The following is a 15,288-nucleotide window of genomic DNA, read 5'->3' as shown; positions in this document are numbered from 1 at the left end:
CACGTAAAAACAACCAGAATACAATCTGAAGAACAAATCGGGCGAACATCCGGAGACAAGCGCTGAAGCGCGATCCTGACGCCTTGCAAGAACAAAGTGTTCAAGCAGCAGGGACTCAATTTGAAGCGATGCGCCCTTGCGTGTCCTTTCGATCAGCATTGAGGGAAAACATGACTGGCAATTCTCACACCATCCGTCTCGCTTCCACGCTATCAACCCTGGCGCTCGTCGCCGGTATGACATGGTCGGCACCGGCCATGGCCGAAGCTCCCGAAAACACCAGTGGCGACATCGTCGTCACCGCGCGCAAGACCGGCGAGGACATCCTCAAGGTGCCGGTCACGGTGACGGCGATCACGTCCGAGACGCTCGAAGCCAAGGGCATCGTCTCGATGGTGGATGTCGCCAACTCGACGCCGGGCATCAACATCAACAACAGCTCCTCGGGCCATGCGGATCGCTCGTTCCAGCAGGTCGTGCTGCGCGGCTTCACGCCGTCGACGACGCTGGCGACCACGGTTTCGACCTTCATTGACGGCGTGCCTGTCTCGTCACCCTCGCAGGTCGGCGCGATCAGCAATCCCGAGCGCATCGAAATCCTCAAGGGCCCGCAAAGCGCCTACTTCGGCCGCAACACGTTTGCAGGCGCCATCAACGTCGTGAACAAGGTGCCCGGCAACGACTGGGGCGGCCAGATCCTCGGTATGGTCGGCACGCGCGACAACTGGCGCCTGCAGGGCTCGGTCGAAGGGCCGATCATCGAGGACCTGATTTCCTTCCGCGTGACTGGCGAGAAGTGGTCGAAGAGCGGCTCGTGGAAGAACTACGACGGCAGCACGCTGGGCGACCAGTCCTCCACCGTCGGCACCGCGATGCTGGCGATCACCCCCTCCTCCTCCGTCACCATCAAGCTCTTCGGCATGATGGGCGAGGACAAGGACGGCCCGGCGGCACAGACCCGCCTCAGCGCCTATACCGTCACCGCCCCCAACGGCAGCGTCGTGCTTCAGGGCCAGTCGAACTGCACCCTGACCGGCGATACGCGCGGCGTGCTCGATCCCACCACGGGCCAGCCGATCGGTACCGCCGTCAGCAATCCCTATTTCTGCGGCACGATCCCGACGATCGCGAACCCCGTCACCGCCAACGTCGAGAATACCGACCAGGTGCGCCAGTTCCTGGCCAGCACGCGCGGCCGCGTCGTCTCGCCTGACGATACCGTCTCGGGCTACGGCCTGCTGCGCAAGACCCGCCACGTCCACGGCACCATCGACGTGGACCTGACAGACAACCTTACCGCTTCCGCCCTCGCCGGTTACAACCGCGAGGTCTGGACCACGCTGATCGACCTCGACGGCTACGATACCCGCGCCTTCAGCAACGACTCCTACGATCCGCCCGCGAACTACGGAAAGGGCTACTTCGACTATCCCTACCTCATCGAGCGCAAGATCGAGGACTTCTCGCTCGAAGGGCGCCTGTCCTACACCAAGGGGCCGTTCCGCGGCGTCGCCGGTGTCAGCTACCTCAGCGCCGACCAGATCCAGGGCAACGGTGGCAGCACCGGCTCTCTGCTCACCGCGTCGATGTTCCCCGGCGGTCTCAGCCGCAACAAGACGACCGGCTTCTTCTTCGGCCTGACCTATGACCTGACCGACACCATCTCGGCCAGTGTCGAAGGTCGCTACCAGATCGACAAGTTGCAGGCCTTCGCCACCGCATCCGGGCTCACCGTTGCCTCCAGCGCCTTCATCCCGGCCGGGTTCTACGAAGGCGGTTCGCTGCTGGCCAGCGCCACCTACAAGAACTTCACGCCGCGTGCGATCATCAACTGGCAGATCTCGCCCGACATGATGGTCTACGCTTCGTGGTCGAAGGGCGTGAATCCCGCCCAGTTCAACACCTCGATCCTATCCAACGCGGCAACCGTGCAGCAGGCCGCGCTCGATGCGGGCGGCCAGCTCTCGATCAAGCCGGAGAAGATCACCAACTACGAACTGGGTCTCAAGGGCAAGGCGCTGGGCGGCAACCTGCGCTACAGCCTGGCGGCCTACTACGCCCAGTGGCGCGACCAGATCAACGCGGTGACCATCGTCGCGCCCGATTCCACGCAGGCTACCGGGTTCAGCTTCGTCAACACCTCGGCCAACTCGGGCGACGTCGATCTCTACGGTGTCGAGGGCGAGGTTTCCTGGCGGCCGGCCGACTTCATCACCATCGATGCGGCCGGTGCGGTCAACGAAACCGACATCCAGAAGTTCACCAGCACCACCATCAGCGCGCTGACGGGCATCTACGATTTCTCCGGCAAGGAGATGAAGAACACCTCCAAGTATTCGGCCAACGTCGGCGTGACGCTGGGTACCGAGATCGCCGGTTGGGACGAAGGACGCTGGTTCGTGCGCGGCGACTGGAACTTCAAGTCCGGTCAATGGTCGAACGAGGCCAACCTCGCGAAGACGCCGGACCTGCACCTCTTCAATGTGCGTGCCGGCATCACTCACGGCCAGATCACGGTGGAGGCCTTCGTCAACAACCTGTTCAACAACCACACGCCGATCTCGGTATCGGACAACTTCGTGTTCAACCCGACGTTCAGCTACACCGCGCGCTATTCCGCGCTCATGCTGGGCCTGCCGGAACTGCGCACGGCCGGTATCCAGACCAAGATCACGTTCTGATCGCGGTCTTCATACAACTACGAAGGAAGGGCCGGGCGCGGGGAGCGCCCGGCCCTTCTCTTTTCAGCGCAAGTAGAATTCCACTGGAACCGTCAGTTCCAGCGGGTCCGGCCGGTCTTCGGGAATACGGGGCAGCGGCTGCGCGCGCCCAAAGGTTTCGAGCGCCGCCTGATCCAGTCCCGAAAAGCCAGAACTGCGCTGGATGACGGCAGCAAGAACCTGCCCGCCGCGCGTAACCTTGAAGCGCACCAGAACGGTCCCCTGCTGCCGCGCCGAGCGGGCGCGCGCCGGATAGCGGCGGAACCGTTCAAGATGCGCAAGAAGCCGGGCTTCCCAGTCCGGCTCGGCCATGTTCGAAAGCCGCGGCGCAGGCGGCGCCTGGATGCTTTTCGGTGCGGTCGTTTCCGGTATCGGCGGGCCGGGATCGACAGGCTCGGCCACTTCCTGCCGCTCCTCCCGAGGCTGGATGGAAACCTTCTGCAGCGTGAATACGGGGGCTTCCTCGGCCTGGACCTCCACCCGTTCCTCCTGCCTCTCGACCTGCTCCGGCCCGGGCGCGACATCGCGGACCGGGTCGGGCGCCGCAAGCGGTACGAGATTGACCGTGAGCGCAGGCGTGGAGGCGGACAGTATCCTCGGCGCCTCCCGCCAGACCACCAGCATGGCCCCGGCAACAGCCAGATGCAGCGCCACGCTCAGCCCGAATGCAGCCGGATTGCGGGCCGGAGCGTAACCTGCCTGCCCAGCCGTGCGATCAGGCACGGGCGAGATGATCCTCGACGAGCCCCCTCACCCGCAGGAATGCCGCTTCCGCTCCGGCGCGCGCGCGGGCCTGCTCTGCCGGGGAAAGCGCCGCCGCGTCCAGTGCGGCAGTAAAGCTGCGCCAGTGCCGTGCGCGGCCCTCGGGATGACCGGCGAGGTGGCGCGCCCCGCTATTCTCGTCCAGACCCAGTGCCGCCACCGCCTTGAACAGGAACGCCGCCCCCAGGTTTGAGCCTTCCGCAACATAGAGCCAGCCCAGCGCCGTGGGAATGTCCGCGCCTGCGCCGAAGACCGGCGCCGCGCTCGCCTCGGGAACCGCAAGGCCGAGATCGGCGAGATCGACCGCGATCAGCGGCAGTCGGCGGCGGTCGGCAAGATCGGGGAGCAAGGCGGCCAGCGCCGGCTGCTCGTAAAGCGCATCGATATCGCGGTGGAACAGGTACTGAACGGCAACGAAGCGCCCGTAGCGCTCACGGTCCGCGAATGGATCGGCAGACATGATGCGCTTGTCCAGCGCCTCGTGAACGCTTTCGGTTTCCGCCTTGAGACGCTTCGAGAGCGGAAGGGGAACGGTATCGGTGGTCATGGTCATCGAATTCTCCTTTTTCGGGGATCGGTTTCAGAAGGAGCGGCTAAGCCGGAGGCTGACGGTCGTGCGCCGGTAGGAATAGAGCCAGTCGATATTGCTCTTCACCCGGTTGTGCTGGACCAGCGCCTCGGGCACGAGCCCCGCCAGCTTGAGCGCCGGCACGCGCAGGATTGCGGTATAGACCTGCTCCCGGTCCCGGCGCTTCGCTTCGAAAAGTTCGCTGTAGGCCCGGTAGCGGCGCTCCCTCGCGGAGCCGAGCAGGAGCAGGCTGGCGGCACTGCCGAAGGATTTCGCCACGCCGAGGCGCGCACCCAGCTGGCGATAGGCATCGACGGGATCGCCCGCCGATTTGTCGAGCGCATCGGGCCCGCCCAGCAGGGTCAAGCCGTGCGGCAGGGTATACCAGCCGGTGAGGAACAGATCGGCCAGCCCGCCGTCCTGCGTGTCGTAGCCGGCCAGGGCATAGTCGAACCGGCGGTAGTTGCCCTCCAGCTTGAACAGCGCGCGCGGAGAAAGGGTATGCGTCCACTCCGCATTCACGCCCCAGGCCGTGTAGAGGATCGAGGAACCGAACGTCCCCAGATCGAAGGAGGGCGAGATGGCCACACCGTCTCGCGCCGTCTGGTAATCGTAGCCGAGCCGCATGATCGCGGTGGTTTGCGAATAGGCGTGATGCTCGGGATAGATGTCCCCGAACAGCATCGCCCTTGCCCGCAGCCCGCCATGCCCGCCAAGCGCGATACGGCGGCTGAGCGTTCCCTCGATGTTGATCCCGGTGGAGGCGATCGCATCCGGCACCTTGCGATCGATCAGGCAGGTGCCGTCATCGGCGGCGAGCAGGCAGGTATAGCTTGCCGAGGACTGGTTGAGATTGGTGCTGTAGCCCGGCCCAAGCGCCAGGCTGCCCTGCCAGCCCTGCCGCGTCTTCAATGCGGAGAGGAAAGCGTCGATCGAGCGCAGCACTCCTTCGCCCTGCGGCCCGCCTCCGGCCACCTGAAGCCGCGCGGCGCGGAAGATGCGGGCGGCCTCCCGGTCCTTGCGGTTCTCGAACAGCGTTCGCGCCAGTTCGAGCTGCGCGGGCAGGAAATCGGGCTTGAGGTCCAGCAGCGCACGGTAATCGCGTTCCGCCTGCGCCAGCTTGCCCTCGCTGCGGGCAAGCGCGCCGAGAGCGTAAAGCTCCAGCATCGGATCGCGATCTTCCAGCTTGCGGTAGGCCGCCAGAAAACGGCGCACGTCGCGCCATTGCTTGCGAGAGACGGAAATGTAGAGCGCCTGCCCGATGTCGCTGGCATTGTTGCCGACCGCATAGGTCTCGCCGTCGATCACCATTGAAGAGGGCACTTCGTCCAGTGCTTCGGCGTCCTCCCGCGCTTCGGCTTCGCGCTGGGCTTGCTGGCGGTCGATCTGCTGGTCCAGGCGCAGGCGCGTGTCCTGCCCGCTCCCGCTCTGTGCCACTGCCGAGGGGGCTCCAAACGGGATGCCCGCACAGAGCAGCAGCAGGTACTTGCGAAAGGCGGCCATGAGGATCGTGTCTATCCCGTTCGCGCGTGGTGGGACCGGACGCACGGCGGCGCCCGATCCCGATTTCACGCTCGGATCAGTTCTTGGTGCCGCCGAACGCGGTGTTGTACTGGCGGGCCGACGCAAAGTTGACGATCCCGGCCAGCGCATCGGCATTGGTGCCGAAGAAGCTGCCGCTGACGGCGCCGTTCGTGGCGACCGTGGTGGTGCCGCTGGTAGCCGTGGCGGTAGTGCCGGAGAAGGCGCCTCCGCTGATGCCCGCCGTACCGATGTTGACGCCGTAGCTTCCCGATGCATTGCTGAGGCTGCCGGTCAGAATGCCGGTGCCGCCGCCCGTGAACGTCGCGTTGAAGGTGCCGGTCAGGATGCCCTTGTTGGCATAGTCGCTGATGCCCTTGACCGAGTAGCTGGCGGCGCCGCTGTTGGGCACTGCGCTCGTCTGGCCGGTGCCGCCGTAGTAGACGGTGTGATCGCCGGCGGTGGCGCTGCCGGTCTGCGACCATTCGCCGAAGTAGACATCCTGCGTGCCGACCTTGGCAAAGTCGAAACGGCCGTACTTGCTGTGGTCGGTGACGGTGCCGGTGACTTGCGCAACCGAGGTCACGCCGTTGGCATCAGCTGCGGCATAGGCCTGAAGGCCCTGGAAATCGACGTACTGCACGCTGGTCAGGCTCGGCACGTTGATGCCCACGCGTCCGGCCACGTGAGGTCCGCCGCTGACGGTGCTGGCGGCGATCTTCACTTTCGCCGTGTCGCTCGATGCACCGACCACTTGCGCCTGGGCCGTACCGGCCAGCGCGGTCGAAAGGGTGAAGGCGGCAGCAATTGCTTTGAGATAGGCAGACTTCATTCTACTTCTCCTGCAGTTGGTGCGCCCGATCGTTCGGGCGCGTTGATCCAGGATCGTCGCCGGTGCCCTGCTCTGTCAGGATCAAGGGCACCGGCGGCGGTCCTGAAATTCTCCTCAGAACCGGCCGGTCACGCTGAGCTTCACGGTGCGTCCCGGTGCGGGCAGCAACGAACGCGACAGCGGGTCGAGGTAATAGCGGTTGTTGAGGTTGAGGCCGGTCAGCTCGGCGCTGAACCGGTCGTTGATGCGGAACTTCGCGAAGGCATCCAGGGTCACGATCTCTCCCCAGGTGTACGGGATATTGAGCGCGCAGCCGCCGATGCAGTCCGCCTCGTTGGTGAATTCGGCCAGTTGCGGGTTGTCGTAGCCCGCATACCAGGTGAGCCTGCCGCCCAGTTCGAGCCGACGGTCGAGGAAACGGCCGCCCACCGTCCAGTTCACCGTATCCTCGGGCGTGGCCTGTGTGAGCAGGAAACCGGCGATGAAGCCGTACTTCACGCAGTCGGGCACCCGGCCCCGGCTCGGGTCCATGGTCGCCGCCTGGCTCTCGTCGCAAACCTTGTTGGTCGTCATATGGCCGGCGCTCAGATCGGTGAAGAAGCGCCCGTTGTCATACCGCGCCTGAAGCTCGAAGCCGGCGATCACCTGCTTGCCGAGATTGCTGAACATCAGGTGGATGTCGCGCTCGATCACGTCGCGGGTGGTGTTGTGATACCAGGTCAGCTTGAGGTCGGCGTACTGGCCGTCGTTCAGGCCGAACAGCGGGCGCAGGTCCTGTATCCAGGCCGCTTCCCACGAACGGATGCGCTCGGGCTTCAGATCGCGCGAGGGGTTGATCGAGGCTGAAAAGCCGATCGTGCTCTCGAACATGCTGGGGAAGCGATAGGCCTCGGCATAGCGCAGATAGGCCCGGCTGGCGCTGCTGATGTAAGCGGTGGCCGAAAGCGTCGGCGCCCAGCCGCTGCCCGACTTGCGCTTGGCCTGCGTTATCGCGACCAGTTCGTTCTGGGCGCTGACCACACAGCGGCCCGCCACGAAGCCGGCGATGCTGTCGGTCGAACCGTTCAGGCAGAAATTGTCCGCGCGGTGGAAGTTGCCCGAGGCATCCGGGGTCCAGTCCGGGCCGTCGTGACTGACGACGAAAGTATAGGGATTGGCCGCGTAGCTGGCGATCTCGATCGGCAGGATGATGTCGATCACCGATTGCGGCATGTTCAGCCCGGTCCAATAGGCCCGGCGATAGGCTTCCCACGCGGCGGCGCCGGATTCCTCCGTTTCATAAGTGGTCTTCCACGAGGGCGTGACATACTGCGAGATCGAACCGCCCTGCAGTTCGAGATACTTGGGCAGGAAATCGTCCTTCGCCCAATATCCCGAATAGGTCAGTCCGGCATTGAACTTCAGGAATTGCGCGGGCCGCCATTCGCCCTTGAGGCTGAGGCGATATTCCTCGCGCCGTCCCGCGCGCGGCAACTGACGCCAGCCGTTGGCCATCGCCTCCGAATATTCGTCGTCCGAACGCAGCTTCTCGTGCTGCCAGCTTCCCTCCATCAGCAGGTCCAGCGTCGAGGTCAGTTCGAACTGGTTGCTGGCGGTCAGGCCATAGCGGTTGTTCCGCGAGTTGGAGAGCGCCGTATTGGTGATGATCGGGTCCGCCTCCGAAGCGGCATTGGGAAAGCCGCCCGCGCTGTAGGTATCGCCAACGGTATGGGTCGCCCAGAGATTGGCCTTGAAATCGATCAGGCGGCTATCCGGGTCCCACTTGTACTCCCCGTTCCAGGCCTGTGCATGGACCTTGCTGAGCGGCCACTGGATATTGCCGAAATAGCCGCCTCCGGCGGTCATGATCCGCGATGGCATGATCTCGCCGAACTTCGAGCGACTGTCGCGAAAACCGATCTGGAGAGCCTGATCGTCGGCGATCTTCCAGGTCGCCTTCAGCAGCCACGATTCCAGCTCGCTCGAGGTATTGGGAACCTCGTTGCCGGGTTCGTAATTGAGGCCCAGCTTTCGCACATAAGTATCGGCGTTCAGCGGCAGGTCTTCCTGCTGGTAATAACCGGCCCCCGTCTTGCCCGAAAAGTAGTTGCCGCGCTCGCGGTAGGCGTAAGCACCGAACAGTTCGAAGTCTCCCACGCGCCCCGCCACGGCCAGCCGCGCGGCACGATCGCCGAACGAGACGAATTCGTTGTCGTCGCTGCCCTTCAGGTTCACCCGCAACGAAGGGTCCGCATAGGGATAGGTCGGCGAAGCGCCCACGCCGGTGCCGACGAAGCCGGGAATATCGCGATAGTCCTGCCCGGTCAGCAGCGTCGGCAGGCGCGGATCGGTGGAGTTGTTGCCGCCTTCCAGCCGCATCTCCACGCCGAAGCTCTGCCCGGGCTGGAGGATGTCGCTGGCGTCGAGCGTGTTGATGACCACGGCACCGCCGGTCGATCCGTTGACCCCGCGGGTGGAAACCGGCCCCTTGAGCACCTGCACGCCCGAGATCAGGCTGGGATCGATGTAACTGCGATTGCTGGCGCCGTTGTATCCGCGCCAGACCGTCAGCGCCTGCTCGGTTCCGTCGATCAGCACGGGCACGCGGCCCGGCCCCTGGATGCCGCGAATGCTGGGGTCGAGCGCGCCGCCGTTACGGGCATCGCCGCTGAAGACATTGACCATGCCCTTCAGCACGTCGGCGGTATTCACGCCCTTGTAGCGTTCGACCTCCTCCTTGCCCGCATAAGTCGAAGAGATATCCTGATCGTAGACTGCATCGCGCTGCCGGGTATCGCGCTCAGCGCCGGTCTCCGCCGCGTTGCTCACGCTGCCTTCGACCCGCAGCGGGCCGAGCTGGACGCTTCCGTCGGATGCGGCAGGCAATTTCGAGAGGCTGACCACGCTGCCTTCGATGCGATAACCGAGGCCGGTGCCCGCCAGCAGGCGCCCCAGCGCCAGCGCCGGAGCCATGCGGCCGCTCACGCCGCCGGTCGAACGGCCGCGCACATCATCCGCATTGACGCTGACCTGGAGGCCGGACTGCTCTCCGAAATCCGTCAGCGCATCGGCCAGGGACTGCGCCGGAATGCTGAACGCCCGTGCTTCGCCGCTTGTGCTGGCCTGCGCTGCGGCCACAGCGGGAAAAGCCAGCCCTCCTGCGGATACCGACGCCAGAAGCGCTCCCGCCCAGGCACCGCGCCGCCCCATCCCGCAAAACTTCACCCCCGCAATCACCGTCAAAATCCCCCATTCGTCAAACGGGCGACTAAAATGCTAATGCAAGTCAGTCGCATATCCTAACGACGGGCGAGGCTCAGGAAATTCCGGAAAAAAATGCAGTGAGCGGTGAATTAATTGAAGCCTAAGGGAAACTGCATGGAAAAGCAGCCTTCTCAGCGCCTGCCGGCCATCCCCCGGCTCACTCTACGGTGACGATCCTCAGCCATGGCGTAATGTCGCGCACCGCGATGGTGTGGGCTCTTGCAAGCGCCTCAAGCGCTGCATCCGGATGGCGCAGATCGTAAATGCCCGTTACCCGCCGCGTGTCGAGCCCCGGCCCTCGCGCGACGATATAGCCTCCGTACCAGGGACGCAGCGCTTCGAGCACGTCCCTTACCGGTCGATCGTTGACCAGAAGGCGGCCGTTCATCCACGCCGCGATCCGGTCCGGCCGGACCTGGCCGCGCGAAGGGCTTCCGGCCCAGGGCACCGCGATCGATTGTCCGGGGCGCAGCCGGTCTCGCACCCGGCCCTTGGGATAGGAAACCTCCACAAGCCCCCGCCGAACGGAAACCGCCATACCCTGCTCGTTGAACCCTGCCTCGAACGCGGTGCCGAGAACCTTCACCTCCCCGTCTCCGGCCTCCACGCGGAAGGGATGGGCAGGATCGTGGGCCACGTCGAAATAGCCCTTTCCGCGCAGAAGTTTCAGGCGCCGGCCCTCTGCGTCCATCGAGAACGCCATGGCGCCGCCGGGCGCGAGCCAGGCGGTGCTGCCGTCCTGCAAGGCCACCTTGTGAACCTCTCCGGTGCGCGCGATATCCTGCGCCTGCATCCAGACCGGAATGTCGGCCGCCAGAACCAGCCCAAGGCAGGCCGCTGCCGCGAGCGGCACAAACACACGCCATTTGCCCCGCGCCTTGCGGCGAAGCTTCAGCGGAACGACATTCCCGGCAGGCAGCGCTACGGCATCCACCGGCCTTGCAGCCTCAAGCAGGAGATCGAGATCCCGCGTTTCCGCCCATACCCGGCGATGCTCAGGGCTGGCATCGAACCACTGCTCGAATTCCGCGCGCAATCCGGCGTCCTCCGGATCGTCATCGAGACGAACCAGCCAGGTCGATGCCATTCGCTCTACCGCGCCCATATCCACTTCGTCATTCATCACGGGTCTTGCCGCATTTCCTGTCGCCAACGAGACTCCACATGATTGAGACGAACGACGCCGCCGGGAATCCGGATAAAAATGCAGGTATCGTCATGGCCGCCGCCGCAAGGCCTTGCGGCAGCGCTCCAGACCATCCACCACGAGTTCCTGCGCCAGGCTCCTGGAAATGCCGAGCCGCTCCGCGATGTCGATCAGGCGCGCGCCCTCGAACCGGTGCATGGTGAACGCCAGCCGCGTCCGCTCCGGCAGGGCGTCCATGGCCGTGCGAATGATCGAAAGCTCATCCATCGCCTCCAGCCGGGTCTGTGCGGAAGGCTCGTCGCTTGCAATCAGTTCGGCCACGCCGCTGTCGTCGCCGCTGAACAGCTTCTGCTCGAAGCTGCGGCGGCGCCGGCCATCGAGCGCAAGGTTACGGGCGATGCGGAACAGGAATCCCCGAGGTTCGCCGATAAGCTGCTTCTTCGCCGCGGCATTGAAACGCAGCCAGGCCTCCTGGACGATGTCTTCCGCCCCGGCCCGGTCCCCAACGATGTTCGCGGTATAACGGACGAGTTCGGAACGCTGCGCCAGGAAGACGCGCAGCAGTTCGCCATCGGACGATGCTCCGTTTTCCCTGTCTGCTCGATCCATGGCCGGGACGGATAGCAGATCACTTATTGCGAACCAATCGCAATTTATGGAAAATCAGATAACGACGACTTCCTGATCGATCGAACCGAACGGCGCGGTGCCGTCCACGCCGGTTGCCGTCATGCGGATCGTGTCGCCATGCACCATGAACGGCGTAACGGGTCTGCCCTCCCGGATGATCTCGATGGCACGGACTTCGGAAATGCAGCTCGATCCCACTTCGGCGTAGTTCGCATTGGACACCGTACCGGAACCGATCACCGTTCCGGCAACGAGATCGCGCGTCAGCGCGGCATGGGCGATCAGTTCATGAAAGCCGAAATCCATGGCCGAACCGCTCGCCGCGCCAAACCGCTGCCCATTGAGATCTATCTCCAGATCCAGGCAGACACGCCCATCGCGCCACGCATTGCCGAGCGCGGCGGGGGTGACGGCGAACGGCGCCATCGAGCACGGCGGCTTGGCCTGGATCCAGCCGAAGCCGGTCTTCATCTCCACCGGCGCCAGGGTCCGCAGCGACCAGTCGTTGATCTGGACCACCAGCCTGATGTGCTTCAACGTATCCTCGGCGCGGGTGCCCATGGGAACGTGATCGACGATCACGCCGAACTCGCCCTCGAAATCGATGCCGTGGGCAGTGTCTGCAAACGGCACCGCGTCGCTCGGGCCGTAGAAGCGGTCGGAAACACCCTGGTACATCAGCGGCCGGTCGCTATCGACCGGAGGCAGACCGAAAGCGACCTGCATGAGTTCGCCATGCGTGCCGAAGGCCGACCCGTCGAGCCATTGCCACGAACGCGGCAGCGGCGCGCGCAGGCAGGCGGGATCGAGCCGTCCGCCCGCTCCGCCCTCAAGCGCCGCGGCAAGCCGAAGGAGATCGGGCTCGGCCGCCGGCCAGTCCTCCATGGCCGACAGCAGGCTCAGCCCGGCCGCCTCCAGATAGCGTGCACCATCGGCCGAGACGACCGCCAGCGCGCCATCCGGGCGGCCGTTTTCCAGAGTTGCAAGGCGCATGCTCAATCCTCGAAGATCGCGACGGCGCGGGTCCAGCCCGCCGAGGCACCCTTGATCTTGTGCGGGAAGCACGAGACGGTGAAGCCATGGTCGGGCAGCACTTCGAGGTTGTGCAGCTTTTCGAGGTGGCAATACCCGATATCGCGGCCTGCCTTGTGGCCTTCCCATATCAGGGACAGATCGCCGGTTTCCTTGACCTTTTCAGCGGTGTAGCTGAACGGCGCATCCCATGACCAGGCATCGGTGCCCGTCACCCGTACCCCCCGCTCGGTGAGGTACATGGTCGCCTCGTAGCCCATGCCGCAACCGCGGTTGACATAGTTCGGCTCGCCCAGCGCCTTGCCGGCGGCGGTGTTGACGAGGACGATATCGAGCGGCTTCAACGTATGGCCGATGCGGGCCAGTTCGTCCTCGACATCCCTGGCCGTAACCACATAGCCATCCGGGAAGTGCCGGAAATCAAGCTTCACGCCGGACTGGAAGCACCATTCCAGCGGCACTTCGTCGATGGTGAGAGAACGCTCAGGCTCTCCGTCCTTGCCGTTCATGGTCGGATGGAAATGATAAGGCGCGTCAAGATGCGTGCCGCTGTGCGTGGTCAGCCTGACCCATTCCGCAGCAGCGAAACCGGCGCCATCCGGCGTATCCTCGGCAGTCACGCCGGGAAAGAACATGTTCAGTTCACCCACCGTTTCGGCATGGGTCTGGTAGGTGATCTCCGGCTTCAGGAACGGCGGATCACTGACGACATCGTTACAGAGCGAGATCGAGAGATCGACGAAACGGCGAGTCATGCGGTCTTTCCTCCCAGCGTCTCGGCGAACCAGTCTGAAATCAGATCGCGGCCATAAGCCATGTTGTCCGCGCCGACGTGCTCGACACCGCCCTCGCGGGGCGTGAAGATCACCTTCTCGCGGCGCGGCGAATTGACCAGCTGGTCGTAGAGATCGCTGGCGTAGTTCACGCTGATCTGGCGATCCTGCGCGCCGTGAGTGACGAGGAAGGGCACCTTGATGCGGTCCATGTGGCCGTTGAGGTTCATCGCATCGGACTTCGCCAGGAAATCGTCCTGATCCTCGGCACCGAAGGCCCAGTGGACATGCGCCCAGTAGTGCGGCACCGGGTTCTCGCCCTCGCGTGCCATGCGCTTGTCCTGGACTTCGCGCCAGTTGTGGTTGGCCCCCCAGACCGCGCCGGATGCAAAACGCGGCTCGTAAGCGACCGCGCGCGGCGCGAAGTGGCCGCCGAGAGAGATGCCGGTCATGCCGATGCGCGCCGGATCGACGTCCGGCTGCTGCTCCAGCCAGTCCACCGCCTTGCTCGCCCAGCTTTCCGAATTGGGATCGACTGGCAGGTTCTGAAGGCGCAGCGCCTCGCCCGATCCGGGCTGGTCGACGCAGAGCGTGGAGATGCCCCGCCGCGCCAGTTCCTGCGGCAGGCGGGTCCAGTAGAGCAGTTCCTTGCAGCTATCGAGACCGTTGCAGAACACCACTACCGGTTGGCGTCCCTCTCCGGGTGCCCGCGTGAACAGCGCAGGCATCGTGCCGGTTTCCAGCGGGATTTCCACGCGCTCGCGGTTGATCCGGCCCAGCGCGGTCGAACGGTCGAACGCTTCGCGCGCCCTTGCGTAAGTTTCCTGACGGCCGGGATGGCCGTGGCCCTGCATGCGTTCCGCGGTGATGAGGTAGAGCGAGGCGCGCTCCAGCTTGTTCGAGGCGGAGAACTTGCGCCCCGCAGCCTCGTCCTCGGCGGCAAGTTCGAGCAGCTTGTCGCCCATCGCCGCCCATGCCTTCATGAACTGCGGCGTACCGGCATCGGCGCCGCTGGCCGCCGCGTCGCGGATCGGCTGGCACATGTCGATGATCTCGCCAAGCTGCGCGCCCGATTCCATCGCGATCGAAACCGAGAGGTTCCAGATGTAGTTCGGAAAGTATTCGAACAGAGCCATGGTTCAGGCCTCCGCCGGCTGGAACAGGCGCGCATCGGGTGCGGGATGCGGCATCGTCTGCGGGCCCCCGACACCGATGCCCCACTGGTCCATGATCTGCGGGCCCGGAATGTGGACCTTGTGCTGATGCGTTTCGAAATCGACCTCTTCCAGCTCGGACGTATACTCGACCGCGAAGCCGCCGGGCGTCGTGAAGTAGCTGAAGGTATTGTTGCCCGCCGTATGGCGGCCCGGCCCCCAGCGCAGGTCCGTGCCGCGCTGCTTGAGGCGATGGACGCCGCGCATCATGTCGTCGACCGAGAGCATATCGTAGGCGACATGGTTGAGACAGGGCGGACCGGGCAGGATGGCGACGCGGTGGTGCGCCCCGTTGCAGCGCAGGAAGCACATGAAGTCGCCCAGCCAGTCGCTGATCTTGAAGCCGAGCACATCGGTGAAGAAGGCCACCAGCGCCTGATGATCGGGCGAGTGCATGACGATGTGGCTGATCTTCACCGGCACGCCTTCCCAACGCTCCATCGCCCGCTTGCCGAGCTTCTCCACCTCCGCCGAAATCTCGAAGGGGAGGCCGTCGGGCGAGAAGAAGCGGAAGGCATAGCCGCCGCCGGGGGCATCGAGTTCGCGCGGGGCGAAGATCACCTTGCAGCCTGCCGCCACGACCTTCTCGTGCAGACCATCCACATCGCCGCGCGTATCGGCGGCAAACGCGATCACCTCGACATGGTCGGCATCCGACTTGTGGAGGCGCACGACATGGTGCTCGTCATGCCCGTGGGTCTTGAACCAGGCGAAATCGTCCTGCGCGGCGACCTCCACGAGGCCCCAGTCCTGGGTATAGAAGGCGCGCTCGGCGTCGAAATCCTGAACGCCATATCCGACATAGCGGATTTCGGTCACTCGGCTCATGGCTGCAATTCCTTGAAT

Annotated in this window: 12 protein-coding genes; 1 reads left to right on the top strand and 11 read right to left on the bottom strand. The window is 64.7% G+C overall.

Features of this window, described 5'->3' with window-relative positions:
* Nucleotides 1-170: 170 nt before the first annotated feature.
* Complete coding sequence (locus ACXJ16_RS19620) at nucleotides 171-2,681, top strand: TonB-dependent receptor (RefSeq protein WP_443478858.1); 2,511 nt, start codon at nucleotides 171-173, stop codon at nucleotides 2,679-2,681.
* A 63-nt stretch (nucleotides 2,682-2,744) separates the two neighbouring features.
* On the opposite strand, the gene ACXJ16_RS19615 is transcribed toward ACXJ16_RS19620, so the two are convergent.
* The 11 genes from ACXJ16_RS19615 to ACXJ16_RS19565 form a co-directional block, all read right to left on the bottom strand.
* The gene (locus ACXJ16_RS19615) at nucleotides 2,745-3,443 is read right to left on the bottom strand and encodes a TonB family protein (RefSeq protein ID WP_463923083.1); all 699 of its coding nucleotides are present in this window, start codon (nucleotides 3,441-3,443) and stop codon (nucleotides 2,745-2,747) included.
* Nucleotides 3,436-4,035 carry a biliverdin-producing heme oxygenase gene (locus ACXJ16_RS19610; protein ID WP_463923082.1) on the bottom strand — a complete coding sequence of 200 codons (600 nt, stop codon included), beginning with the start codon at nucleotides 4,033-4,035 and terminating at the stop codon, nucleotides 3,436-3,438. Before ACXJ16_RS19610 ends, ACXJ16_RS19615 begins: the two co-directional genes overlap by 8 nt.
* Before the next feature lie 27 nt (nucleotides 4,036-4,062).
* On the bottom strand, nucleotides 4,063-5,622 hold the full coding sequence (locus ACXJ16_RS19605) for a surface lipoprotein assembly modifier (protein ID WP_463923081.1): 1,560 nt from the start codon (nucleotides 5,620-5,622) through the stop codon (nucleotides 4,063-4,065).
* A 7-nt stretch (nucleotides 5,623-5,629) separates the two neighbouring features.
* Nucleotides 5,630-6,403 carry a Slam-dependent surface lipoprotein gene (locus ACXJ16_RS19600; RefSeq protein WP_165913204.1) on the bottom strand — a complete coding sequence of 258 codons (774 nt, stop codon included), beginning with the start codon at nucleotides 6,401-6,403 and terminating at the stop codon, nucleotides 5,630-5,632.
* A gap of 114 nt (nucleotides 6,404-6,517) precedes the next feature.
* On the bottom strand, nucleotides 6,518-9,607 hold the full coding sequence (locus ACXJ16_RS19595) for a TonB-dependent receptor (RefSeq protein WP_463923080.1): 3,090 nt from the start codon (nucleotides 9,605-9,607) through the stop codon (nucleotides 6,518-6,520).
* Between the two features lie 196 nt (nucleotides 9,608-9,803).
* Complete coding sequence (locus ACXJ16_RS19590) at nucleotides 9,804-10,769, bottom strand: FecR family protein (protein ID WP_463923079.1); 966 nt, start codon at nucleotides 10,767-10,769, stop codon at nucleotides 9,804-9,806.
* A gap of 93 nt (nucleotides 10,770-10,862) precedes the next feature.
* Nucleotides 10,863-11,402: a sigma-70 family RNA polymerase sigma factor gene (locus tag ACXJ16_RS19585; protein WP_082370598.1), complete on the bottom strand. Its 540-nt coding sequence runs from the start codon at nucleotides 11,400-11,402 to the stop codon at nucleotides 10,863-10,865.
* Between the two features lie 54 nt (nucleotides 11,403-11,456).
* Complete coding sequence (locus ACXJ16_RS19580) at nucleotides 11,457-12,416, bottom strand: fumarylacetoacetate hydrolase family protein (RefSeq protein ID WP_463923078.1); 960 nt, start codon at nucleotides 12,414-12,416, stop codon at nucleotides 11,457-11,459.
* 2 nt (nucleotides 12,417-12,418) lie between these two features.
* The gene (locus ACXJ16_RS19575; RefSeq protein WP_463923077.1) at nucleotides 12,419-13,210 is read right to left on the bottom strand and encodes a cyclase family protein; all 792 of its coding nucleotides are present in this window, start codon (nucleotides 13,208-13,210) and stop codon (nucleotides 12,419-12,421) included.
* Complete coding sequence (locus ACXJ16_RS19570; protein ID WP_463923076.1) at nucleotides 13,207-14,364, bottom strand: alpha/beta hydrolase family protein; 1,158 nt, start codon at nucleotides 14,362-14,364, stop codon at nucleotides 13,207-13,209. Before ACXJ16_RS19570 ends, ACXJ16_RS19575 begins: the two co-directional genes overlap by 4 nt.
* Nucleotides 14,365-14,367: 3 nt before the next feature.
* Nucleotides 14,368-15,270: a VOC family protein gene (locus ACXJ16_RS19565; RefSeq protein ID WP_463923075.1), complete on the bottom strand. Its 903-nt coding sequence runs from the start codon at nucleotides 15,268-15,270 to the stop codon at nucleotides 14,368-14,370.
* Nucleotides 15,271-15,288: the final 18 nt, after the last annotated feature.

This window comes from Novosphingobium sp. TK71, from assembly GCF_055361505.1.
The sequence above is the reverse complement of the archived record's forward strand: the minus strand, read 5'-3'. Positions and strand labels throughout refer to the sequence as shown.